We start from the raw sequence: 23,771 nt of genomic DNA, 5'->3' as shown, positions 1-23,771 counted from the left end.
GGGCCCGGTGGCGGCGGCGGCACCGGCGGCCCCGGCGGGAGCGGCGGCAACGCCGGCGCAGCGGGCGTCGCCGGCGGCAGAGGCGGCCCGGGCGGCAGCGGCGGCAGAGGCGGAACCGGCGGAGCGGGCGGGGTGGGAGGCATCGCCGAGGGCGGCGCGATCTACAACGAGGGCGCCTTGACGATCGTCTCCTCTGCCCTGCGCTGGAACAGAGCGGCGGGCGGCCAGGGTGGTTTCGACAACCAAGGCGGCGCCGGCGGCTGGGGAGCCGCGGGCGGCACCGGGGGCACCGGGAGCGGTGCGCGCGGCGGCGACGCGGGGCGCCCCGGCGCGGGCGGAGCCGGCGGCAGCGGCGGCCCCGCCGGCATCTCCGGCGACGCCCGCGGCGGCGCGATCTACAACGCCGGCGGCACGCTCGACGTGCTCGACACGACCTTCACCGACAACGTCGCACGGGCCGGCAACAGCCAGTCGGGCTGGGGTGGCACAGGCGGCGATGGCGGCCCCTACAGCTACGGCGGCAACGGGGCGCCGCGCGGCAGCGACGCGAACGGCGGCAACGGCGGCGACGGCGGCGACGCGGGCGCGCCCGGGCCCGGCTCGGCGGCGGCCGGCGGCGCCGTGTACAGCACCGTGCCGTTCACGCTCGACGGCGGCACGACGAGAGACAACGCCGCGCGCGGCAACGAAGGCGCGTGGGGCGGCGGCGGCTTCGGCGGCGACGCCTTCGACGGCGGCCTCAGAGGCAGACGCGGCTCGCCGAATCCGCTGCCGCCCGGCAACCCGGGCACGAGCTCCAGCCCCGACTTCCACCCCGCGCCCGACGACGGCACGCCGAAGCTCGAGGTCGGCGACGTCGCCGTTGCCGAGCCCGACTCCGGCAGCGAGGAGGCGCGCTTCGTCGTCACGCTGCGCCCGCCGCAGGCGGGGCCGGTCACGGTCGACTACGCGACGCACGACGGCACCGCGACCGCGGCCGGCGGCGACTACGCGCCGCGCAGCGGCACGCTCACGTTCGCGCCCGGCGAGACGGCGAAGACGATCGCCGTCCCCGTCCTCCACGTCGAGGACGAGAAGGACGACCGGCAGTTCACGCTCGCGCTGTCGAACGAGTCCGGCGCGACCGTCGCGCAGCGCACCGGCACCGCGACGATCGCCTCGCGTCACCGCGTCAGCGGCCGCCTCGTCGACCGCAAGAACCGCCCGCTCGCGGGTGTGACCGTGCGGATCGACGGGATCGACCCCAGAGTCGTCACGACCGACGCGAACGGCGCCTACAGCGCGCGCCTGCTGCCGGCGACCTACACGGTCGCGCCGGTCGCGCCGCCGCCCGGCCAGCCGGATGACGGCGTCTTCGAGCCGCAGGCCAGCGACGACTGCATCGCCGTCGAGCAGACCTGCTTCGTGCGCCTGACGAAGCGGCGCGTGGCGAGCTTCGCCTACGTCTTCAAGCTGCCAGTGCGCGGCACGATCCGCGACCCCGGCGGCAGAACCGTCGCCGGCGTGCCGGTCCGCCTCACCGGCACCGACGAGACGGGCAAGGCGGTCGACGTGACCGTCTCCAGCGACGCCAGAGGCGGCTACGCGCGCCTGCTGCTGCCGGGCGTCTACACGGTCACGCCGCGCGCGCCGGAGGGTGCGCACGGGCCGATCAGCTTCGTCCCCGGGGCCTGCGAGGGGACGAGAAAGCCGGCCGCCTGCACGGTCACGCTCGACCGCGAGCCGCGCACCGCCGACTTCGTCAGCGAGTGCGAGCAGACCGTCAGCTTCCAGACCTCGATGGTCGCGAAGGGCTGCCTGATCCGCCTCGACGCGCGCGGCAAGCGCTACCGCGCGAAGGGGCCGGTGCGGATCAACGGCGTCGACTTCGAGGCGGTGCGGGACAGAACGCCGATCACGTTCGACACCGAGCGCAAGCTCGTGACGGGCACGGACCTGCTCGTGTGGGTCTCGCGCGGCGAGCAGGACAAGCGCTGGCTCGCCTACCACCTCGGCACGTTCAGACAGAGCTTCCCGGGCCGGACCGTGCGCTACACGCTCGCGCTCGGCAAGAGCGCGAAGGGCTGGAACCTCAACGGCACCGTCAACGCGACGCTGTTCGGCTTCCCCGCCCACGCGCCGGCGCTCGAGCTGGAGTCGACCGCCGGCCGCACGACGCTGACGCTGCAGCTCTCGACGCCGCCGAAGGACGGTGCGCTGCTCGACGCCCAGTCCGGGCTGTGGAAGGCGCCGAACGACAAGGGCGACCTGCGCGTCGCGTATCCGAACGTCGTGCGCGGCACGGTCGCGCTGACCAACGACAACGGCATCCAGACGGTCGAGGGCAGCTTTGCGCCGAGCGCGATCTTCTCGTTCGGCGCGACCTCGCACAACGGGGTCTTCGGCGTCTCGAAGACGGCCTTCCCCGTCAGAGGCCAGATCCAGCTCGCGCGCGTCGCCGTCAAGCGCGACTTCGCCGCCGACGTGTGGCGCTTCTCGGGCACCGTCGTCTCGCACTGGCGGCCGGGCGCGAAGGGCGCGCTGCCGCCGCTGCCGCTGTCGATCCTCAGACGGATCGGCACCAACGACAACGGCGAGGGGTTCTTCTCCGCCCTCGTCTTCGACGTCGAGCTGGGCCTGAAGTTCAGCGGCGGCGGCGCGATCGCCGCGATCGTCGACCGCGCCGCGCTGCGCGCGAACGGCATCAACAAGGTCGTCCTCCCGTTCACCTACCTGCAGCGGCTCGGGATCGACATGGGCCGCGACACGGACGCCGCGAAGACGCCGCTGAAGCTGCAGCTCAACGGCGGGCTGACGCTCGGCCCGCGGATCCGCAGCGACGTGTGGTTCCAGGAGCTGCTCTCGCTCGACGTCGACGGCGGGCTCTACATCCCGAGCGACACCTACGACCTGACGGTCGCGGGCAACGCCGTCCTGCGCGCGGCGAACGCCCGGCTGATCAACGGACGGATCGTGTGGAACATCATGGGCGGCTCCGCCGAGGTGACCGGCGAGAGCTCGCTCAACCTGCGCGACTTCATCCGCCGGCTGCCGGCCGGCGTCGGCGACATCTCATTCCTCGGCGGCGCGAGACTGTCGATCCCGGCCGGCCAGCCGTGGACGCTGCACGGCGACGGGCGCGTCACGCTGCTCGGACAGACCGGCGCGGGCAAGTTCCGCTGGACCTCCGACGTGCTCGGCGTCTGCATGGCGAACGGCTGGGGGATCGTCTACGACGGCGGCTTCCACCCCACGACGGCGTGCGGCTTCGACGCGTTCGGCGCCCGTGCGCGCGCCTCGGCCGCCGCCGCCGCGACCGCGTTCGCCGTCGGCGCCGGACGCGAGGACGTCGCGATCGCCGTGCGCGGTCGCACCGCCGCTCCGCTCGTCACGCTCGACGGGCCGGACGGCATGCGCCTGGAGACGCCCGGCGACCGGCTCGGCGCGGCGACCGCGCGCACCGCGGTCTTCCGCGACGAGCGACGCAAGACGACGTACGTCGTCCTGAACGCGCCGGCGGCGGGCAGCTACCGGATCGGCACGGCGGCCGGCTCCTCCGCGATCGCCGACGTGCGCTTCGCGCGCCGCGCGACGACGCCGCGGGTGCGGGCGAGCGTGCGCGTCGAGCGGTGCCGCGCGACGCTGCGGTGGGCGCTCGCGCCGCGCCCCGGCCAGCGCGTCCACCTGTTCGAGCACAGCTCGTCCGGTGCGCGCGAGATCGCCGTCGTCTCCCGCGCACGCGGGCGCCGCACGTTCACGCCGGGCGCCGGCGGTGGCCCGGCGCGCCGGCTGACGGCCGTCGTCGAGCAGGACGGGGCGCCGCGCGCGCAGCTCGGGCTGGGCCGCTACCGCGTGCCGAGCGCCCGCGTGCCCGCGATCCGCGGGCTGCGCGCGACGCGGGCCGGCCGCCGCGTCGTCGTCGCCTGGCGCCCCTCCTGCGGTGCGCGACGCACGCTCGTGCAGGTCACCGGCGGCGGCCGCACGGTCACGCGGCTCGTGCGCGGATCGCGCGTCGCGGTGACCGTCCCGCGCCGCGCGAAGGCCGCCCGCGTCACCGCCTGGCCGATCTCGGCGACAGGCGCCAACGGCCGCGCCGCGACCCGCACGGCACGCTGAGCGCGCTGCCCGACGCCGCCCGACGCTGCCGGCGATCCGGCGCCGGATCCGGCGCCGGCCGCCTGCCGGCCGACTAGATTTCCACCTCATGTCAGGCCGCGCGCACCAGACCGCCGCACGGCGGCTGATCGACCTGGTTGGAAACGCCTACGCGTTCGACGGGCTCGACGAGTTCCGCGCCGGCATCCTGCCGCTGCTGCGCGAGACCGTGCCGGCGCACCGCGCCTCGTACAACGAGTTCGGCGACCCGCCCGACCAGACGTGGTGGATCAGCGACCCGTTCCTCGCGGTCGAGCCGGCAGCCGCCGAGCGCTTCCGCGCGCTCGCGCACGAGAACCCCATACTCGCCCACACCCGGCGCACCGGCGACGGGCGGCCACGCCGCATATCGGACTTCCTCAGCCGCGAGGAGTACCACCGGCTCGCGCTCTATCGCGAGTTCTACCGCGAGGTCGGCTGCGAGGCGCAGGTCGCGTTCACGCTGCCCTCGCGCCCGCCGGTCGTCGTCGGGATGGCGCTCGTGCGCGACGCCGACGACTTCAGCGACGCGGAGTGCGCGCTGCTGGGCGCGGCGCGCCCGCACCTGATCCAGGCCTACCGCGCGGCTGAGCTGTCGAGCGTGCGCGCGGCCGCGCTGCTCGCGCTCGAAGCCGGGCTCGACGCCGTCGCCGCGCCGCTGATCGTCGCCGACGGGCACGACCGCGTGGCGATGGCGACGCCGGCCGCGCGCGAGCTGCTGCGCACGCGCCTGGGCGGTTCCCGCTCGACCGGGCGGCTGCCGCCGGCGCTGCGCGAGGCGCTCGCGCAGCGGCGCGCGCACGGCACCCCCGCCGCCGAGCCGCTCGTGCTGACGCTCGGCGAGGGCGAGCCGGTGACGCTGCGCGTGCTGCCGGAGGCCGGTGGCGAGGGCATGACGCTGCTCGTCGTCGAGGACGGCCTCGGCGGGCTCGGCCGCGCCGAGCTGGAGGGGCTGGGGCTGACGCCGCGCGAGGCGGAGGCGCTGCGCTGGATCGCGCTCGGGCGCAGCGGCCCGGACGCCGCGCGGGTGATGGGGATCTCCCCGCGGACGGTCGAGAAGCACCTCCAGCACGTCTACGCGAAGCTCGGGGTGCGGACCGGCTCGGAAGCGGCCGCGACCGCGTGGGCCGCCGTCGGGGTGCGGCGGCCGGCGATACGTGAGTCCCACGTAGAGGGCGCCGAGCCGCCGTCGTGAGCCCGCCGGCGGCTGAGTAGGGTCGTTCGATGCCGCTCCGCCGACGCCGCCCGTGCGCACTCGCCGTCGCGTTCGCCGCCGCGCTCGCGCTGCTGCCGGCGGGCGCGGCGCCGGCCCAGACCGCCGTGCTCGCGACGAACGGCAGCAGCCTGCAGGCGCCGGCGAACCTCGCGCTGCCCGGCGGCGCGAACCAGTGCGCGGCGCGCCCGTACATCGGCCTCGGCGCGGGCTCCATACAGTTCATCCCGACCAACCAGACGACGTGCATGTGGTGGTCGTCGCAGTACGGCCCGACGGGGCAGGTCGTCGCCAACACGTACGTGCCGCGCGGCGCGGGCGCGGTCACGAGAGTGCGCGTGCGCAGCGGCGCCGCGCCCGCGCAGCTGCAGTTCGCGGTCCTCGGCTCCGGCGGCGGGCTGTGCTGCACGACCAAGCAGGCCTCGCCGCCCGTGCAGCCGCTCGCGGACCAGGTCACCGAGTTCGCGGTCAACCTGCCCGCCGGCTCCGGCGTCGGCGACACGCCCGGCTCGCAGTACAACGACATCCTCGTGATCGCCGCGGTCGGACCCGGCTCGCTGCCGGTCAACGACCGCGGCGCGCACGGCTTCCTGTTCGGCTCCGCCGCCAACCAGGCGCAGGCGGCGTTCCTGCACCCGGCGCTGGCGCTCGGCGCGTCGAACACCGACGTCGGGATCATGGACGGCTACGAGGTCCTGCTGCAGTACGACTGGTGCGGCGTGCCGATGACGGGCAGCAACCTGCGCCCGGTCGCGCCTGCCGACCCGACGACCGCGTGCCTGCCCGGGGCCTCCACTCCGCTCGGCGCCATCTCGCGCACCGTGCCCGTCCGCGACGGCGTCGCCGGGCTGCGGCTGCGCTGCCTGCTGAGAGCGACCTGCAGCGGCAGCCTGCGACTGCTGCCGCGCAACGCCGGCGGCGCCAGCGCCGCCGCCAGAAGACGCCGCGCGGTCGTCTACGGCGGCGCCCGCTTCCGCATCGCCGCGGGCCGCGGAGCGACGGTCGGCGTGCACCTCTCGCCGGCGGGTCGCGGAGCGCTGCGCCGCGGCAGACGCAGCCTGCCCGTCACGGTCGAGGTCACGACCAGCGCCGGGCGCACGACGCTGCGCGTCACGCTCACGCGCTGACGGCGCGCACAGCTCCGTCGGGCTGCGAGAACGGCGCGCTGAAGAATTCTTTTCGCATCCGTGTCGAAAACGGCCGGCCCCGTTCGACGTCCTCTTGAACAGGTCGTCACGGCACTAGGGTCCGGGCGGCACCCACGCGAGGAGAAACGTCATGAAGGTCATGGTCATCGTCAAGAGCAACGGCGCCGACGAGGAGAAGATCGAGCCGACGACGGAGATGTTCGAGGCGATGGGCGCCTACAACGAGCAGCTCGTGAAGGCCGGGGTCATGCTGGACGGCGACGGCCTCAAGCCCAGCAGAGCCGGCGCGCAGGTGGTCTTCCAAGGCGGCAGAACCTCGGTCGTCGACGGCCCGTTCACGGAGTCCAAGGAAGTCATCGGCGGCTACTGGGTCTGGGAGGTCAGAACGCTCGAGGAGGCGATCGAGTGGGCCAAGCGCTGCCCGAGCGATCACAACGGCGACGTCCGCTCGCTGCTGGAGATCCGCCCCTACGCCACGATGGAGGACTTCGGCGACGCGCTCACGCCCGAGCTGCAGGACAGAGAGACGCAGCTGGCCGAGCAGCTCAAGACCCAGCGCGGGGAGGCCTGAGGCCGCCTCAGCGCTCGAGCTGCTCGGTGCGCGGGCGCGGGCGCCGACGCGAGGAGAAGCGGCCCAGCGCCCAGCCGCACAGCAGCAGCGAGCCCACCGCCGAGCCGACGAAGCCGTCGGCGAGGTCGGCGATCGTGTCCGCGTAGCTGATGAAGAGGTTCTGGTTCAGCCATCTGACGGCGACCCACTCGTAGATCTCGTAGAAGGTCGCGGCGGTGACGCCGATGCAGAACGTGACGAAGCCCATGCCGACCAGGCGGGTGAACCGGTGTCTCACCGCCTCCGGCTCGGGCACGACGTCGAGATGCGAGAGGCCGACATAGACCATCGGCGCGAAGAAGGCCGGCAGGCTCACGTGGACGATGTTGTCGTACCAGGCCACGTTGGTGAAGAGGTGCAGCGCGTCGCCCCAGCCGTTGAAGAACATCGCGATGCAGAAGCCCCAGTCGATCAGGCGGGGAAGGTCGATCATCCGCGCGACGAAGACGGCCAGCGCCGTCAGGGCCAGCTGGGTCGTCGCGTGCGAGTCGCCGCGGATGGCGAAGACGATCGCGCCGACGAGGAAGCTGAGGCGGAAGAGGTCGAGCGGGTCGCGCAGGACCGGATGCCAGTCGCCCAGGAAGATCCGTCGCCACAGCCGGTAGGCGCGCAGCGCGCGCGGACCGCGCACGAACGGCGGCAGGCCGCGCTCGCTCATCGCGGGCTCGCCGCGCGGAGGTGGACGGGGTTGGACAGCAGCCAGAGGCGTCCGTCGATGCGCGCCTCGACGCGGTAGGCGCCGGGCTCGGCGACGTCGAGGTCGACCGCCGCACCGGCGCGCGCGGCCACGATCGCGCCGTCGCGCAGCACCCGCACCTCGGCAGCCCGGGGCAGCCGCAGCCGCAGGCGCGCGGGGCCGGCGCGGGCCTCGGCGCCCATCGGGACCGTCGCGCCGTCGGCGCCCTCGGCCCACAGCCGGGCGCCTGTCGCGTCGGCCACGCAGGGGCGTGACAGCCACGCCGAGCCGGCGCGCAGCGCGGCCAGGACGGTCGCGCAGTCGGCGGCCGCCTCCCCCGACAGCGGCCGGTCGCAGACGAGGTGCGTGCGCAGCAGGTCGAACGTGGCGCGATGCGACAGCGGCGAGCGGACGCGCCCGTCGATCCGCACGCCGGGCGCGTGCCCGTCGAGGCCGCCGAGCGCGGGGACGCGGCGGCGCGCCGAAAGCGCGTCCCACGCGCTGAGGTGGCGGGCCGGCGGACCGTCGTCAGTGGCGGAGGCCGGGTCGCGCAGCCACCGCACCGCCGCGGCCGGCGTGCGCCAGCCCTCGGCGGCGTCGGTCGTCAGGCTCCACAGCTCGATCCCGTCGGTCCCCCGCGGGTCGGCCAAGGCCGGCCAGCCATGGGGCAGCACGATCCGCCGGGTGAGCGCCGGCACGAGCATGCGGCCGCCCTCCGAGAACGGATGCGCCGCGACGCCGAACCCGCCCGCCGCCCGCACCGCCGCGGCGATCTCGGTCGCGCCGCGGCCGGCGTGCGGGATCTCGCCGGGGACGCCGAACGCGAGATAGTGCCCGCCTCTCGGGCTGATCTCGATGCCGACCACGAGCAGCACGCCGTCGTGCCAGCCCTCCCAGCCGTCGCGCCGCGCCGCGAGCGTGTCGTGGTCGGTCAGCAGGACGGCGTCGGCGCCGGCCTCGCGCGCGGCGGCAAGCACCTCGGGCACCGTCGCGGTCCCGTCGGAGTAGGTCGAGTGGACGTGCACCACGCACGACACGTCGTGGCGGGGTCCCGCATCTCCCATCCAGCCCATGCTAGAGCGGCGACTACGATCAACTGATGGGATTCCGGCGTCTTGTCATGCTCGCGGTACCCGCGGCCGTCATCCTCGCCGCGGCGGCGCTGCTGCTGCCCAAGTCGCCCACGGGCCTGCGCGACCTGCTGCTCACCGGCGAGCTGGGACTGCTCGCGCCGCTGATCGCGCTGATCGCCTGGTCCGTGCTGACGCCGGCCCTGTTCCCCGGAACCGTCCTGGCGGCCGCCAGCGGTCTCGCGTTCGGGTCGGTGGGCGGCACGGCGCTCGCCTGGAGCGGCGCCGTGCTCGGCGGACTCGTCGCCTTCGCGCTGGCGCGGACCGCCGCGCGCGACACGGTCACCCGCCAGGTCGCGCGGCGGCCCAAGCTGGCCGCGGTCAGCGACCTGCTCGAGCGGCGCGGCTTCACCGCCGTGCTGGCGGCCCGGCTGATGCCGGGCGTGCCGGCCACGGCCCTGCACTACGCGGCCGGCGTCTCGCCCGTTCGCGCGCATGCCTTCGTCGCAGCGATGGCGATCGGCGCGCTGCTGCGGACCGTTCCCTACGTGCTGCTCGGCCAAGGCCTTGGGTCGGGCTCGCCGCTGCTGGTCGCCTTTGGCGTCGCCTCGATCGCGATCGGCGGGCTCGGCGGCGGCGCACTCCTGTGGCGCCTGCGCGCCACGCGCGATCGGTCGCGCTCCTCCAGCGCCGGCAGCTGACGCCGCCGGACAGCTCCGAGGCGTCAGACCGGCTCGTCGCCGCCGGACCGCAGCAGCTCGCCGACGCTCCGGCGAAACGTCCGTGCGACGAGCGCCGGGTCGCCGAGGTGGCCGCCCACCATCGCGCCGTCACGCAGCATCACGTACTGCCGCGCCGCCTCCTCGGGATGCTCGTGGCCGGCGGCGCCGAACGCATCGCGGACGGCGCCGAGGAACCAGTCGCGGTGCGCCACCACGGCGCGGCGGATCGGATCGTCCGGGTCCTCGAACTCCGCCGCGGCGCAGATGAACGCGCACCCGTGGAAGCCGGGCTGCTCGATCTGCCCGACGATGTCCTCGCAGACCGCCTCCAGCAGGCGATCCGGCTCGTGCGTCTCAACGAGCGAAGCGAACCCCGCCTCGATCGCGTCATGCGCCGCCTGCAGATAGGCGAGCACCAGATCCTGCTTGCTCGCGAAGTGGCGGTAGAAGGTCGCGCGCGTCACCGCGCTCTGCGACACGATGCGGTCGACGCCGACGCTGTTGATCCCCTCGGCGTAGAAGATCGCCGACGCCGTGCCCAGCAGGCGGTCACGCGCCTCTGAGTCCTTGGCCGGTGGCAGTCGCGCGATCTTCACGGGCGGCGACGATACCAGAGAAAGAACGATCGTTCTTGACAAGCGGGCAGTACTGCTGCTTTCCTATCGGCGTACAAGAACGAACGTTCTTTCTTTTATGCCGACCGAGGAGCCCCAAATGCCCAAGCCCGCCCCATCACTCGCCGCCTCCCCGTCGCTCGGACGGGCAGGAGGCACCGCCCTCGGCCCGATCGCCCTGCGGATCGCGCCCGTGCGCGCCGCGTTCGCCCTGGTCTGGGCAGCGGCGCTGGTCGTCGCGGTCGGCGACCGCATCCCCACGACGACCTCCGAGGTGACCACGGCGGCGGCCTTGCTGCTCACCGCCTACCCCATCATCGACGCCGTCTCGTCGCTCGTCGACGCGCTCTCGCGGGACCGCCGCTCCACGCGCGTCCTCGAGGTCAACGCGGCGATCAGCGCCGCCGCGGCCGCCGGCCTGGCGCTGGCGACGCTCACGGGTGACGCCGGCGCGACGCTCGCGGTCTTCGGCGCGTGGGCGAGCGTCTCCGGCGCGATCCAGCTCGGCGTCGCGCTGCACCGCCGCCGCGACGGCGACCCGCAGTGGCCGATGATCGTCAGCGGCGGGCTCTCGACCGTCGCCGGCCTGAGCTTCGTCGCAGCCTCCACCGAGCACGCCGCGCACCTCTCGATGCTGGCCGGCTACGCGGCGCTCGGCGCCGTGCTGTACCTGGTGTGGGCCGCCCGCGCGCGAGCGGCCTCACCTACCAGCCGGTAGAGTTTGGACATGCGTCCCAGCTCGAAGGTGCAACTGCTCGAAGCGGCCGTGCATGTGACCGCGCGTGATGGGATCGCCGGCGTGACGCTCGAAGCGGTGGCGAGCGAGGCGGGCCTGACGAAGGCCGGGCTGCTCTACCACTTCAGAAGCAAGGAGGCGCTCCTGGAGGCGGTGCAGCACCACCTGCTGGAGCGACTGGAAGGTCAGCTGCTCGACGCGCTCGGCAGACCACTGGAGGAGGCGACACCCCAGGAAGCCGCCGCCGCCTATCTCTCGATGATCAGCTCCGAGATGCCACGCAGAGCCGACCTGATCTTCGTGCTCGAGTCGATGGCGCACCCCTACCTGGCGAGACCGTGGGACGAGCTGATGGAGCGCTGGATCCCGCAGCCGCGGTCAGCCAGATCGGTTGCCGTCGACCTCTTTCTCACGCGCATGGCGGTCGACGGGATCTGGCTCTTCGACGCCACCAGCGGCACGCCGCTGAGCCCGTCGGTTCGGCAGGCGCTGATCGAGCGGATCGCCGGGGTCGCCGCGCCCAGACAGCCCTGACGCGCCGCCACGGCCAGATTCGTAACTTTACCAACCGGTTGGTAAAGTTATGGCATGACGCCGAACGCTGAAGTGAGCAAGGATCCGCGCCGTTGGCTGGTGCTGGTCGTCGTTGCGACGGGGCTGCTGCTGATCGCGCTCGACATGTCGGTGCTCTACACCGCCCTGCCGACGCTGACCGAGGAGCTGCACGCGAGCGCCTCGGAGAAGCTGTGGATCATCAACGCCTATCCGCTCGTCGTCGCCGGCCTGCTGCTCGGCACCGGCACGCTCGGCGACCGCATCGGCCACAAGAAGATGTTCGTCAGCGGCCTCGCGATCTTCGGCGCGGGCTCGCTGCTGGCCGCGTTCGCGCCGTCGCCGCAGGTGCTGATCGGCGGCCGTGTCCTGCTCGGCGTCGGCGCCGCGACGATGATGCCGGCGACGCTCGCGCTGATGCGGATCACCTTCACCGACGAGCGCGAGCGCAACCTCGCGATCGCGATCTGGGGCTCGATCTCGGTCGTCGGCGCCGCGCTCGGCCCGCTCGTCGGCGGGCTGCTGCTCGAGTACCTCTGGTGGGGCTCGGTCTTCATCATCAACGTCCCGATCGTGATCGCGGCGATCGTCGCCGCCGCGGTGATCGCACCGGGCAGCGCCGGGAATCCAGACAAGCCATGGGACCTGCTCGGCTCGCTGCTCGCGATGGCCGGCCTCGTCGGCGTCGTGTTCGCGATCAAGGAAGTCGCGAAGCCCGACCGCTCGCCGACGCTGATCGTCGCGGCGCTGGCCTTCGCCGCCATCGGCTTCCTGCTGTTCGCGCTCCGGCAACGCGGCCGTGAGCACCCGCTGATCGACCTCCAGGTCTTCCGCAACCCGACGGGCGTCATCGGCGCAGGGATCGCGATGTTCACGCTCGCCGGCGTGCAGCTGATGAGCACCCAGCGGCTCCAGCTCGTCGACGACTTCAGCCCGCTGAAGGCCGGCGTCCTCGTCACCGCGCTCGCGTTCGGCACGCTCCTCACCGCGATTCCCGGCGGCGCGATCCTGCACCGCGTCGGCTTCCGCCCGCTGATCAGCGGCGGCCTCGCGCTCGCCGCTGCGGGTGTGCTGGCCGTCGTCCTGCTGTTCGACGCCGGCACCGGCTGGCTGGTCGCGAGCCTGTTCGTCGTCGGCAGCGGCCTCGGCCTCGTGATGGCCGTCGCCTCCTCAGCGATCGTCGGCAACGTGCCCGAGCACCGCGCCGGCATGGCCTCGTCAGTCGACGAGGTCTCCTACGAGCTCGGCAACCTCACCGGCGTCGCGATCCTCGGCAGCGTCGCCGCGGCCATCTACACCTCGACCCTCGACCTGCCAGCGGGCGCACCGGCCGCCGCCGAGGAAAGCCTCGACGGCGCCCGCGCCGCCGCAGAAGGGATGCCGGCCCCGGCGGCCGACGCGCTGCTGGCCGCCGCGCACAGCGCCTTCGACGGCGGCTTCACCGTCGTGATGGTGATCACGCTCGCGGTGCTCGCGCTCTCGACGCTCGCGACCACCGCGCTCCTGCGCCGCCGCGGCGGCCGTCCTCAGCCGGCCGCTGCGTGACCGAACGGCCGGAGCGGGTTGGGCGCGATCGCTTCCATGATGAGGCCGATGCCGCGGTCGATGCGGTCGATGGCGCTGTCATGGGCGTCGATGCGCGCGACGGTGCCGAGCATGGCGATCAGCAGGAAGAAGTCGTCGGGGCGCAGGTCGGCACGTACCCGGCCGGCCTCTTGCGCGAGTCTCAGCGGCTCCTCGATGCGTTCGAGGACGCCGGCGGCGATCTGCCGGTGCACGTCACGGAGGACGTATCTGCTGTTGGCGATCTCGACGAGGCTGCGGTCTTCGAGGATTGCCTCGAAGACGCCGTGGAGCATCGCCTCGAAGGCGTGCGCCGGGTCCTCCGCGCGATCGACCATGAGGGTCATGCGGCCGATGTTCTCGTCGAAGATCGCCTGGATCAGGCTCGCGCGGGTGGGGAAGTGGCGCCGCTGCGTCGCCGCGCCCACTCCGGCGGCCTCGGCGATGCTGTCGAGCGGGACGTCGAGGCCGCGCTCGGCGAACAGCTCGCGGGCAGCGCCGAGGATCGCCTCGCGGTTGCGTCGGGCGTCAGCGCGAAGTGGTCTCCCGGTCGCCGTCATCCCCGTATCTGATCATGTACTGTCACTTAGTGTCACTTTAGATGCGCGTCGGATGGCGCGAGGAAACGGTCGTGGCGAGTCCACGGAGGGCACGGAGAGATGACAGGCACGAGCAGCGACAACCCCAACCGCGGCACAGGGCGTCGCCTGCTCGGCGCATGCCTTCTGGCGCTGGTGACCGCGGTCCTCGCGGTCACGGTGGCGGCATGCGGCGGCGGCGATGACGACACGACGACGCAGTCGCGCACGATCCCGGGCCCGGTCCCGGCGGCCGGTGAGATCGATCCGTCGAGTCCGTCCGGCCGCAACTGGCCCGTGACCGGTGGTGACTACGCCCACACGCAGTTCTCGCCGTTGAAGCAGATCGACGCGGACAACGTGAAGGACCTCAAGGGCGACTTCATGCTCGACCTCGACTCGGGGACCGAGGCGAAGTACTCGCACGAGGAGAACATCCTCGCGATCAACGGTGACCTGTACATCTCGACCGGCGCCAACGACGTCTTCGCGATCGACAGCCGCGCGAAGCGGATCAAGTGGAGAGTCAACGGCGACCTCGACCCGGAGATCACGTCCGTCTGCTGTGGCTGGGAGTCGCGCGGTCTCGGCTACAACGGCACCGACACGCTCTACTCGGCGCGCATCGACGGCAGAGTCCAGGCGCTCGACCTCGAGACCGGCAGAGTCAAGTGGGACGTCAAGGTCTTCGACTGGAAGAGAGACAACGCCACGGCGATCGCGGCGCCGCTGTACTACAACGGCCTCGTCTACATCGGCAACTCCGGCTCGGAGCTGCTCGCGAGAGGCCGTGTGACGGCGCTCGACGCGAAGACCGGCGAGCTGAAGTGGCAGTTCTGGACCACCGGTGACGGCAACGACCCGGTCGCCGATCCGACCTGGGAGGGCGACAGCGCCAGAACCGGCGGCTCCGGCCTCTGGAACGCCCCGGCCGTCGACAGAGAGCGCAACCTGCTGATCTTCGGCACGAGCACCGCGGGTCCCGACGTCAATGGCTCCAGACGCGGCGGTGACAACCTGTACTCGAACTCGATCGTCGCGATCGACGCCACGAGCGGCAGATACAAGTGGCACTTCCAGCTCGTCAGACACGACATCTGGGACTTCACCGTGAGCAGCCCGGTCGTGCTGTTCGACGCCGAGATCGACGGCGAGAAGGTCCCGGCGGCGGCGATCGCGCCGAAGATGCCGTGGGTCTACGCCGTCGACCGCCGCGACGGCAGACCGATCTACCCCGGCAGAGAGACCCCGGTCCCGCAGGCGCCCGAGAACAAGACGGCCGCGACCCAGTGGATCCCGTCGACGCCGCCGCTGATGCCGGCGAAGATCACCGACGAGCAGTTCAGAGCGCTGGTCGGACAGATCCGCACCACGCCGGCGATCCCCAACGCTGGGACGATCAGAATCAACCGCCCGGAGGACGGCAACATCCCGGAGCTCGTCTTCAACCCGAGCGGGACGGAGCGCGGCGCGGCGGTCCACATCAGCGCTCCGCAGGGCGGCACGACGTGGGCGCCGATGAGCTACAGCCCCGAGACGCACATGCTCTACGTCTGCGGCCAGACGAGCATCGGCTGGAGCGCGCAGGGCTCGACCCCCACCGCGTTCACGGAGGGCCAGTTCGTCATCGGCGGCGGCCTGGGCGGCCTCGGCTTCGACACGCCCGGCTATCTGACCGCGCTCGACGCGGACACCAACGAGCCGGTCTGGTCGTACCGGATGAAGGACGAGAACGGCAGACCGCAGTCGTGCTACAGCGGCTCCGCCGCGACGGCCGGCAACCTCGTCTTCGTCGGCAAGAACGACGGTCGTCTCGTGGCGCTCAACGCCACGACCGGCGAGCAGCTGTGGGACTTCCAGACCGGCGCCGGCGCCAACGCCCCGGCCACGGTCTTCGAGGTCGACGGCAAGCAGAAGGTCGCGATCGTCGCCGGTGGCAACGCGCTCGCCGGCTCGCCGCACGGCGCCAACCTGTGGGTCTTCTCGCTCGACGGCGACGTGATGGAGCTGGACGGCACCGGAGAGGGTGAGGCGATCACGCACGGGGGTGGCGAGCCCACCGACGAGTCAGCCGAGGGCGACGCCGAGACGAGAGAGGACGTCTCCGCCAGACCGGACGCCGACGCCGGCAGAACGGTCTTCGCCGACAACTGCGCCACCTGCCACGGCGTCACCGGCAGAGGCGGCAACGGCGGCCCCGACCTCACCGCGATCCCCAGCGCCAGGGACCTCGACGCGGTCATCAGACAGACCACGGACGGCGGCAGCGCCATGCCCGCCTTCGGCGACTCGCTCTCCCCCAAGGAGATCCAGGACGTCGCGGCCTTCGTGACCAACGGCATCAACTGACGCTCTCGCTGACCACCTGCGCGGCGTCCCAGCGGGCCGCCGCGCGGGTCGTGGTCGGCGTTCCGGTCAGCCCGCGCGCAGGGCGGCGAGGACACGGTCGAGATGGGCGACCGGCTCGACGGCCGCGCCCGCGCGCATGTCGTCGAGCCAGACGCGGAAGGCGGCGATCCCGCAGCCGACCCGCAGGCGCAGGCGCCAGTCCGCCGCACCCGTCTCGCCGCGCCGCCGCAGCAGCTCGCCCGCGACCGCGCGCTCGCGCCCCGCGAGCTGCAGCTCCGGCGCGGCGGCCAGCGCGGCCGTCTCCTCGATCATGCGGAAGTAGTGCTCGAGCCACGCCCACTGCTCGACGACGTGCACCCCGAGCGCCCGCAGCGCGTGGTCGAGCGCGGCGCCGTCGTCGAGCTCGGCCGGAGCGCCCGCGATCGCGCCTTCGAAGAGGTCGGCCATCGCGCGAATCGGCTCGAGCAGTGCGTCCTCCTTCGTCGCGAAGTAGCGGAAGAAGCTGCGTCGCGCGACGCCCGCGACCTCGCAGATCTCAGTGATCGACACCTCCCCGTACCCGCGCTCGAAGAACAGCCCGATCGCCACCTCCGCGACGTGCGCCTTCGCCGCCGCCCGCTTGCGTTCGCGCAGCCCAGGGCCCGCCGTCGATCTGTCACGCACTCCGGCGTCGGTCATCTCCGAGATCGTGACGGATTTCTCGGAGATGGAGACCCGCGGCCGAGGCCGCCCCCTCGGCTCGGCCGCGGATCTCGCGACTCGTGCTACCTCGCCGTGACCTTTCTGGTCAGCAGCACCGTGCGGCTGACCGTTCTGTAACCGGCCTTGCTGACGGTGACCCGCACCGTCACGCGCTTGCCCGTCATCCGCTTGGTCAGCTTCAGCGTCCGCGAGCTGCCGGCGCGCTTGCCGCCGACGTACCAGCGGTAGCTGACCGCGACGCGCGACACGCTCGTCCCGGAGGAGGAGCGGACCGCCACGCGGACGCCGAGCGATCTGCCGACCTTGGCGGCACCGGTCCGTCTGACCGACAGCGACAGCGCGGGCTTGGCCGGCACGGCGGGCGCAACCGGAGCGGGGGCCGCCGGCTGGCTCACAGGCGGCGCGACCGGCGGCACGAGCGGTGCCGGCGGCGCCGGCGGCGCGGGATGTGCCAGCTCCGGGGTCGTCGGCGGCGCGACGCGCGTGCGGGTCGCGCGCTCGTAGTCGTAGGCGTAGGCGAGCAGCTCGCCCTCCGCGTACGGGAGGCCGATCAGCTGCAGGCTGACCGGCAGTCTCGACTGCGTGTAGCCGACCGGCAGGACGACCGCCGGCGTTCCCATCCCGGATGACAGCGAGGCGTTGTCGGCGTTCTCCGAGTAGCCGGCAGGGTCCTCGGTGACCGGGCTGGCCGCGAGCGCGTCGGTCGGGATCGCGACGGCGTCGGCGTCGTGGTCGGCCAGCAGTCTCTTCCAGGCGGCAAGCGCCGCCGCCGCCCGCGCATCCTGCGTCGCGAGGTCCGTGTCGGTGATCCCAGCCGTGCTCAACAGCCACGCGGCGTCGGGCTTGATCTGCGGCGTCTCGCGGTCGTCGGCGACGTAGTCGGCCGTCGTCAGCCTGTCGGTCGGAGCGGCTCTCGCGGCCAGGCCGACCGGCCAGAAGGCGTCGTTGCGCGCGAAGAAGCCGTCGAGGTAGTAGGCCATGCCCAGCCAGCCGCGACCCTGCAGCGATCTCACCTCGTCGGCGGTCAGCTCGACCCGCTCGACCGTCGCGCCCTGCGCCTCCAGCTGCGCGAGCGCGGCATCCTGGATCGCCGCGACCTCCGCGCGCTCGGCTGCACGGGCCGGTCCGGAGCCGCCGTGGAAGCTCGCGTTCGTGAACGTCAGGAGCTTCTTGCCGGCGAGCGCCGTCGTGCTCAGCCCGGCGGCGTAGGACTCGGGCACCTGCCCGATCGTGCCGGTCGTCCAGTGGTCGCTCGGGTCGTAGCCGGCCGTCGCGTCGAGCAGGATCGCCGCGTCCTCGACCGACTTCGCGAGCGGGCCGACGGTGTCCTGCGGCTCGACCTGCGGCGTGACACCGGTGAGGCTGACGAGGCCGTGCGTCGGGCGCACTCCGACGAGCGCCTGGTTGGCGGCCGGGTTGCGGATCGAGCCGAAGGTGTCGCTGCCGAGCCCCGCGGTCGCGAAGCTCGCGGCCACGGCCGCGGCGGTGCCGCCGCTGGAGCCGCTCGCGGTCTTGCTCTGGTCATACGGGTTGCGGACCTCCCCGCCGAGCCCGCTCTTGGAGTCCGAGCCGTTCCACGCGAACTCCGACAGGTTGGCCTTCGCGACGACGATCGCTCCCGCCGCCTTCAGCCGTCTGATGACGGTCGCGTCGTTCTTCGGCTTGTAGCTCGCGAAGGCGATCGCGCCGTTGGTCGTCGGCATGCCGAGCATGTCGATGTTGTCCTTGACGATGATCGGCACACCGTGGAGCGGCCCGCGGACGCTCCCGGCCGCGCGCTCCGCGTCGAGCGCCGCCGCCTGCTGCCGCGCCTGCTCGTTGACGGCGATGACGGCGTGGAGACCTGGCTGGTCGCCGTACGCGTCGTCGTAGGCGGCGATCCGTGCGATGTACTCGTCGACCAGCGCGACCGACGTCGTCGCGTGCCTGGCGAGCAGGTCTGATGCCTCGCCGATCGTCAACTCGACGACGTCGGGCCGAACCGCCTCCGCGGCGCCTGCCGCCGGGGCGATCGCGCCGAGCGCGAGCGTGACGGCTGCCGCGGCGGTCGCTCCGCCGCGTGCGAGACCGCGCCGTTGTGAACGGACTGTCATGAAACTCCTACAGGTAGTCCTTTAACTCACACTGTGACTTTTCGCATGAAACAGTCACCGTGAGAAGCGACGTTGAGACTATGTGAAGCCGACGGCGCGGCATCTGTCCGCGCGGACAGAACCGCCGCCGACTCGTTCGACGTGGGGACTTGCTTTCGATGAATCGACACCGGCTCCGACCGACGGTCCGAACGGACCGGAGCGATTCTCGCCCTGCGGTCGATACCGAGACGCGCCAACGGTGGTTAGCGTGCGGCGCCCGTCGCCGTCGCATTCCCTCGAAGGAGTTCCCTCGTGTGCAGAGATTGTTCTGACGCGTCGCACGTCCCGTCGGCCGAGGAGCAGGTCGACGACTGCGGCCGGCCGGTCCCGCGCCATCTCGTCTCGCGGCGGGCGCTGCTGGCGGGCGCCGGCGCGGCGGCGGTGCCGTTGGCGCTGGGGGCGGCCGAGGCCGGCGCGCACGGCGGCGGCTCGAAGTCACGCTGGCGCGACTGGTGGGAGCGCAGAGGTCACGGGCACGGCCACGGTCCCGGCCATGGCGGCGGGGGCTCGTCGAAGCGCGGCCACTACCTGATCAAGGGCGCGGCGCTGATCTCGGTCGATCCGACGATCGGGACGGTGCCGGCGGCCGACATCGAGGTCAAGGACGGCGTGATCGTCGCAGTCGGCGCGAACCTGCGCGCCCGCGGCGCCGAGACGATCGATGCCTCGCGGATGATCGCGATGCCGGGAATGGTCGAGACCCACTACCACATGTGGAGCGCGCTCGGCCGCAACTTCGTCGGCGACGGCTTCGAGTACTTCCCGGCGAAGTCGGCGACCGTCGCCGCCTACGAGCCCGACGACTTCTACAACAGCGTCTCGCTCGGGCTCGCCGAGCTGGCCTCCGCCGGCATCACCACCGTCAACAACTGGGCCCACAACGTGCGCGGACCCGACTATGCCGATGCCGAGCTGACCGCCCACCGCGACGCCCGCCTGCGCGCCCGCTACTCCTACGGCCACCGCGACGGCCAGCCCGCCACCCAGCCGATCGACTTCGCCGACATCGAGCGCGTGCGGCAGGAGTGGTTCGGGCCGAGATCGCCGCTCGACGGGCTCGTCCACCTCGGCGTCAACCTCCGCGGCCCCTCCAACCCGGCCAACTTCGCAATCGAGATGGCGTGGGCGCGCGAGCGCAGAATCCCCGTCAGCGTCCACTCCGGCCAGGGACCGACGACGGCCGTGAGAGCGGCCGAGCTGGAGCGACAGGGCTACCTCGGCCCCGACTTCCTGCTCTGCCACAACCTCCCCGCCACGCCCGAGGACCGCGCCGCGATGATCCGCAGCGGCACCCCGCTCAGCATCTCGCCGCACTCCGAGATGCGACTCGGCACCGCCGGCGGCTTCCACGACCAGCTGCTGAAGTCGGTCAACGACGGCGTCCTCACCAGCCTCTCCTTCGACGCCTCCTCGATCGCGCCGATCGACATGTTCCAGTCGATGGGGATCGCCTGGAACATCGGCATCCCGTGGATCGGCACCGACACCGAGAGACTGCCGCCGATCCTCTTCAGACACGCGCTCGCGATGGCGACGATCAACGGCGCGAAGGCGCTCGGGCTCGACAGACAGATCGGCTCGATCACCCCCGGCAAGCGTGCCGACCTCATCCTGATCCGCCAGGATGACCTCAACATCGCCCCGGCGGCCGACGTCGAGTCGGCGGTGGTGCGCGTCGCGACCCCCGCCAACGTCGACACCGTCCTCGTCGACGGCCGCATCCTCAAGCGCGACAAGCAGCTCGTCGGCTTCGACGTGCCGCAGCTGGTGCGCGACGCCGCCGCCTCGGCCCACGCCGTCCGCACCCGCGCCGGCGGCCGCCTCACCCCCGCCAGCACCCGCGTGCCGCAGTTCTGAGCGCGCCGCTGCGTCGCTAATCCTCGCCGTCAGCCCCGGCGGCGGGGATCACGAGCGAGATCAGGCCGCCGAGCAGGGCGGCGCCGGCGCAGATCGCGAAGAGCGTTCTGTAGGCGCCCAGCGACGGCAGCTCGTTGCCCGCGAGGCTGATCGTCATCGAGGCGAGCAGCGTGCCGCCGATCGCGCTGGCGAGCGAGCTGCCGACGGTGCGCGAGAGCGCGTTGAGGCCGTTGGCCGCCGCGAGCTGGGACTGCTTGGCGCCGAGCAGGATCAGGCTCGGCATCGCGGCATAGGCGATGCCGGTGCCGGCGCCGGCGATCGTCGTGCCGACGAGCACCTGGAAGTAGCTGTCGACGAAGACGATGCGGAAGAGGAAGCCGAGCGCGACGATCGAGGCGCCGAGCGCGAGCGTGATCTTCGGCCCGAAGCGGACCGACAGCTTCGCCGAGACCGGCGAGAGCAGCAGCATCATCACGCCCGACGGCAGCATCGCGAGGCCGCCTTCGAGCACCGAGGAGCCGAAGCCGTAGCCGGCCTCCGGCGGCGCCTGCACGAACGACGCGGTCCCGATCAGCGACGCGAACAGCGCGAAGCCGACGCAGATCGAGGCGACGTTGGTCAGCAGCAGCGCCGGTCGCGCGTTGGCGACGACGTCGATCAGCGGCGACTTCAGCCGCTTCTCGACGAGCACGAAGACGACGAGGCCGACGATCGCGGCGGCCAGCAGGCCGAGGGTGCGCGGATCGCCCCAGCCCCACGAGTTGGCCTGCGAGAGCGGCAGCAGCAGGCAGACGAGCGTCGCGCCGAGCAGGATGCTGCCGCCGAGGTCGAACCGTCCGCTCCCGCGGCCCGCGGGCTCGGTGACGGCGAACAGCAGGCCGGCGACGGTCAGCACGCCGCCGCCCGCGCAGACCCAGAAGAGCACGTGATAGTCGGCCTGCTCGGCGATCAGCGCTGCCAGCGGCAGCCCGAGCGCACCGCCGACGCCGAGCGTCGCGCTCACCAGCGCGATGCCCGTGCCGGCCCGCTCGCGCGGCAGGATCGTGCCGATCAGCGAGATCCCGAGGGGAATCGCCGCGGCGGAGAAGCCGGTGATCGCACGCCCGACGATCATCACGGCGAGGTCGCTCGTGAGCGCGCAGATCAACGAGCCGACGGCCAGCGAGCCGGCCGCGACCATCAACATCAGCCGCTTGCCGTAGAGATCGCCGAGACGACCGAAGACCGGCACCGCCACAGCAGCCGCCAGGAGCGTGGAGGTCAGCAGCCACTGCGTGCCGGCGGTCGAGCTGCCGAGATCGGCCTGGATCGTCCCCAGCACCGGCACGAGCAGCGTCTGCGTCAACGCGACGATCACGCCGCAGACCGCGATCACCGCCAACGCGGCGACCTGCTGCGAGGTCCAGCCGCCTGACGCGGCGGGGGCGGCGGCCGGGCCGCTCGGAGGTGTGACGGGTTCAGTGCGGGCCATTTCGATCTCCTGGCAGATTATGCCTACTGGCATAATATGCCACACTTATCTCGTGGCCTCCACCCCGCCTGCCGAACCGACCTCGTTGCGCGAGCGCAAGCGCGCCGCGGCGAAGGCGAGGGTCGTCGGCGTCGCGATCGCGCTGTTCGACCGGCACGGCTACAACGCCGTCTCCGTCGCGGACATCTGCGCGGCGGCCGACATCGCCGAGCGCAGCTTCTTCCGCTACTTCCCGGCGAAGGAGCACGTCCTGCTCGAGCCGATCCGCGCGACGGCCGACCGCATGCAGGCCGCGCTCGCCGCGGCTCCGCCCGAGCTGTCCGATCGCGACGTCCTCGACGGCGCGCTGCGCGACCTCGCCCGCTACATGCTCGCCGACTGGGAGCGGCTCGCCCCCTACTTCCGCGTCACGAGCGAGACGACCGCCGGCCGCTCCTCACCGCTCATCCAACTGGCCGACCGCGAACGCGCGATGGCCGACCAGCTCCACCGCCGCCACCACGACAGCGGCACCGCCGACTGGCGGACCCGCCTGCTCGTCGCCCGCGGCGTCGCCGCCTACCGCGTCTGGCTCGACGACCTCCGCACCACCACCGTCAGCGACCCGCTCGCCCACCTCGACCGCATCCTCGCCACCACGTCCCGCACGCACGTGGTCTTGAACACACGGCGACGGTAGCGTCTGTCGCTGATGACAGACATCGAGTCCGAGGAAGAGGCCCTCTACGTCGAGTCACCCGACAGCTTCGTCGCTGCCCGTGACGCGCTTGCCAAGCAGCTGCGCGTCGACGGCGACAGAGCCGGCGCCGCACGCGTGAGAGCTCTGCGCCGCCCGACGCGAGCAGCGTGGGCGATCAACCTCGCCGTCCGTCAGCACCCCGACGCGGCACAGGAGCTGACCGACGCGGCGGGGTGCCTCGGCGACGCCCAGCGCGAACTGCTCACCGGCGGCGATCCGTCGCACCTTCGCGAAGCCCAGGCCCGGGTCGACGCCGCCTGCGACACGCTCACCGCCGCCGTACCGGTGACCGATCCACCAACGCTCGAGAAGATCCGTCAGACGCTGCGCGCTGCCACCGTCGACGCCGACGCGCTCGCCGACGTCACGAGCGGGCGGCTGCTCCGCGAGCGGGTCGCCAGCGGCTTCGGCGACCTCGGTGGCTTTGTCCCTGCCCCACGTGAGGCGACGCCCCACGTCAGCGCACCGGGGAAGGTGGCGACCAGTGCTAGAGCGGTCGCGGCTGCGACGCGAACTGGGCGAGAGGCAGCGGAGCAGACCGCGGTGGAGGCGGCGGAGCGCGCCGCCAGAGACGCTGAGGAACGCGCTGCCCAGGAGGCCGAGGAACGCGCCGCCGCGGCGCGACGCGCGCGGATCTCGCAAGCTCGCGAGCAGGAGGAAGCCGCTGCGGCCGCCGCCGCGGACGCCCAACGCGCGCTGCATGACGCCGAGGCGGCCATGGCCGAGCGCCTCGCCGCGAGCGACGCCGCCGAGGCGCGCTTGGCCGATGCCGTCCAAGCGCGCGAGCAGGCCGAGCGGAACTAGCTGCGCGCGTTTGTGCCGCTACGCCCGCAGGACCACTTTCAACCGAACCCCGGCTTCCGCCTTGAGATGGCGGATCTGAGTGCCCTTGTGCCCCCCGGAAGTCCCGGCCCAGCGGCGTT

19 protein-coding genes are annotated in these 23,771 nt (G+C 72.8%); 12 read left to right on the top strand and 7 right to left on the bottom strand.

Annotated features, from left to right (window positions below):
• From R7226_RS02105 to R7226_RS02090, 4 genes are all read left to right on the top strand, one after another.
• Positions 1–4,095 (top strand): Calx-beta domain-containing protein (locus R7226_RS02105; RefSeq protein WP_318595375.1); only part of this gene is annotated, 4,095 nt, incomplete at its 5' end.
• Between the two features lie 88 nt (positions 4,096–4,183).
• A complete protein-coding gene (locus tag R7226_RS02100; RefSeq protein WP_318595374.1) occupies positions 4,184–5,308 on the top strand; it encodes a helix-turn-helix transcriptional regulator in 1,125 nt (374 codons plus the stop codon).
• A 29-nt stretch (positions 5,309–5,337) separates the two neighbouring features.
• Positions 5,338–6,453: a hypothetical protein gene (locus R7226_RS02095; RefSeq protein WP_318595373.1), complete on the top strand. Its 1,116-nt coding sequence runs from the start codon at positions 5,338–5,340 to the stop codon at positions 6,451–6,453.
• A 151-nt stretch (positions 6,454–6,604) separates the two neighbouring features.
• The gene (locus R7226_RS02090; protein WP_318595372.1) at positions 6,605–7,045 is read left to right on the top strand and encodes a YciI family protein; all 441 of its coding nucleotides are present in this window, start codon (positions 6,605–6,607) and stop codon (positions 7,043–7,045) included.
• A gap of 7 nt (positions 7,046–7,052) precedes the next feature.
• Here R7226_RS02090 and R7226_RS02085 read toward each other — a convergent pair whose 3' ends face one another.
• The gene (locus tag R7226_RS02085; RefSeq protein ID WP_318595371.1) at positions 7,053–7,742 is read right to left on the bottom strand and encodes a hypothetical protein; all 690 of its coding nucleotides are present in this window, start codon (positions 7,740–7,742) and stop codon (positions 7,053–7,055) included.
• Positions 7,739–8,824 carry a PHP domain-containing protein gene (locus R7226_RS02080; protein ID WP_318595370.1) on the bottom strand — a complete coding sequence of 362 codons (1,086 nt, stop codon included), beginning with the start codon at positions 8,822–8,824 and terminating at the stop codon, positions 7,739–7,741. Before R7226_RS02080 ends, R7226_RS02085 begins: the two co-directional genes overlap by 4 nt.
• 35 nt (positions 8,825–8,859) lie before the next feature.
• On the opposite strand from R7226_RS02080, the gene R7226_RS02075 reads away from it, so the two are divergent.
• The gene (locus R7226_RS02075) at positions 8,860–9,531 is read left to right on the top strand and encodes a TVP38/TMEM64 family protein (RefSeq protein ID WP_318595369.1); all 672 of its coding nucleotides are present in this window, start codon (positions 8,860–8,862) and stop codon (positions 9,529–9,531) included.
• 23 nt (positions 9,532–9,554) lie between these two features.
• On the opposite strand, the gene R7226_RS02070 is transcribed toward R7226_RS02075, so the two are convergent.
• On the bottom strand, positions 9,555–10,190 hold the full coding sequence (locus tag R7226_RS02070) for a TetR/AcrR family transcriptional regulator (protein ID WP_318595368.1): 636 nt from the start codon (positions 10,188–10,190) through the stop codon (positions 9,555–9,557).
• Positions 10,191–10,266: 76 nt separating this feature from the next.
• Between R7226_RS02070 and R7226_RS02065 the strand changes: the two genes are divergently transcribed.
• Genes R7226_RS02065 through R7226_RS02055 form a run of 3 tightly spaced genes read left to right on the top strand, consistent with a single transcriptional unit; the run spans position 10,267 to position 12,999 of the window.
• Positions 10,267–10,884 (top strand): DUF308 domain-containing protein, encoded by a 618-nt coding sequence (locus R7226_RS02065; RefSeq protein ID WP_318595367.1) that lies wholly within the window; start codon positions 10,267–10,269, stop codon positions 10,882–10,884.
• 9 nt (positions 10,885–10,893) lie between these two features.
• Entirely contained in the window at positions 10,894–11,436 is a 543-nt protein-coding gene (locus R7226_RS02060) for a TetR/AcrR family transcriptional regulator (protein WP_318595366.1), read from the top strand.
• A gap of 54 nt (positions 11,437–11,490) precedes the next feature.
• Complete coding sequence (locus R7226_RS02055; protein WP_318595365.1) at positions 11,491–12,999, top strand: MFS transporter; 1,509 nt, start codon at positions 11,491–11,493, stop codon at positions 12,997–12,999.
• Here the strand turns inward: R7226_RS02055 and R7226_RS02050 are convergent.
• Complete coding sequence (locus R7226_RS02050; protein WP_318595364.1) at positions 12,981–13,577, bottom strand: TetR/AcrR family transcriptional regulator; 597 nt, start codon at positions 13,575–13,577, stop codon at positions 12,981–12,983. The genes R7226_RS02055 and R7226_RS02050 overlap by 19 nt on opposite strands.
• A gap of 99 nt (positions 13,578–13,676) precedes the next feature.
• Here R7226_RS02050 and R7226_RS02045 point away from each other — a divergent pair, with 99 nt between their 5' ends.
• Positions 13,677–15,944, top strand: coding sequence for an outer membrane protein assembly factor BamB family protein (locus R7226_RS02045; protein ID WP_318595363.1), 2,268 nt, complete (start codon positions 13,677–13,679; stop codon positions 15,942–15,944).
• Positions 15,945–16,010: 66 nt separating this feature from the next.
• Here the strand turns inward: R7226_RS02045 and R7226_RS02040 are convergent, their stop codons facing one another.
• Both R7226_RS02040 and R7226_RS02035 read right to left on the bottom strand, forming a co-directional pair.
• Positions 16,011–16,622, bottom strand: coding sequence for a TetR/AcrR family transcriptional regulator (locus R7226_RS02040; RefSeq protein ID WP_318595362.1), 612 nt, complete (start codon positions 16,620–16,622; stop codon positions 16,011–16,013).
• Positions 16,623–16,708: 86 nt separating this feature from the next.
• Complete coding sequence (locus R7226_RS02035; protein ID WP_318595361.1) at positions 16,709–18,739, bottom strand: amidase; 2,031 nt, start codon at positions 18,737–18,739, stop codon at positions 16,709–16,711.
• Between the two features lie 294 nt (positions 18,740–19,033).
• Here R7226_RS02035 and R7226_RS02030 point away from each other — a divergent pair, with 294 nt between their 5' ends.
• Complete coding sequence (locus R7226_RS02030) at positions 19,034–20,638, top strand: amidohydrolase family protein (RefSeq protein ID WP_318595360.1); 1,605 nt, start codon at positions 19,034–19,036, stop codon at positions 20,636–20,638.
• A gap of 16 nt (positions 20,639–20,654) precedes the next feature.
• Here R7226_RS02030 and R7226_RS02025 read toward each other — a convergent pair whose 3' ends face one another.
• Positions 20,655–22,109 carry an MFS transporter gene (locus R7226_RS02025; protein WP_318595359.1) on the bottom strand — a complete coding sequence of 485 codons (1,455 nt, stop codon included), beginning with the start codon at positions 22,107–22,109 and terminating at the stop codon, positions 20,655–20,657.
• A gap of 52 nt (positions 22,110–22,161) precedes the next feature.
• Between R7226_RS02025 and R7226_RS02020 the strand changes: the two genes are divergently transcribed.
• Both R7226_RS02020 and R7226_RS02015 read left to right on the top strand, forming a co-directional pair.
• The gene (locus R7226_RS02020; RefSeq protein ID WP_318595358.1) at positions 22,162–22,788 is read left to right on the top strand and encodes a TetR family transcriptional regulator; all 627 of its coding nucleotides are present in this window, start codon (positions 22,162–22,164) and stop codon (positions 22,786–22,788) included.
• A 12-nt stretch (positions 22,789–22,800) separates the two neighbouring features.
• A complete protein-coding gene (locus tag R7226_RS02015) occupies positions 22,801–23,652 on the top strand; it encodes a hypothetical protein (protein ID WP_318595357.1) in 852 nt (283 codons plus the stop codon).
• Positions 23,653–23,771: the final 119 nt, after the last annotated feature.

Source organism: Conexibacter stalactiti (assembly GCF_033542075.1).
Classification (GTDB): domain Bacteria; phylum Actinomycetota; class Thermoleophilia; order Solirubrobacterales; family Solirubrobacteraceae; genus Conexibacter; species Conexibacter stalactiti.
Note: the sequence above shows the minus strand (reverse complement) of the source record. Positions and strands in the feature narration are given on the sequence as shown.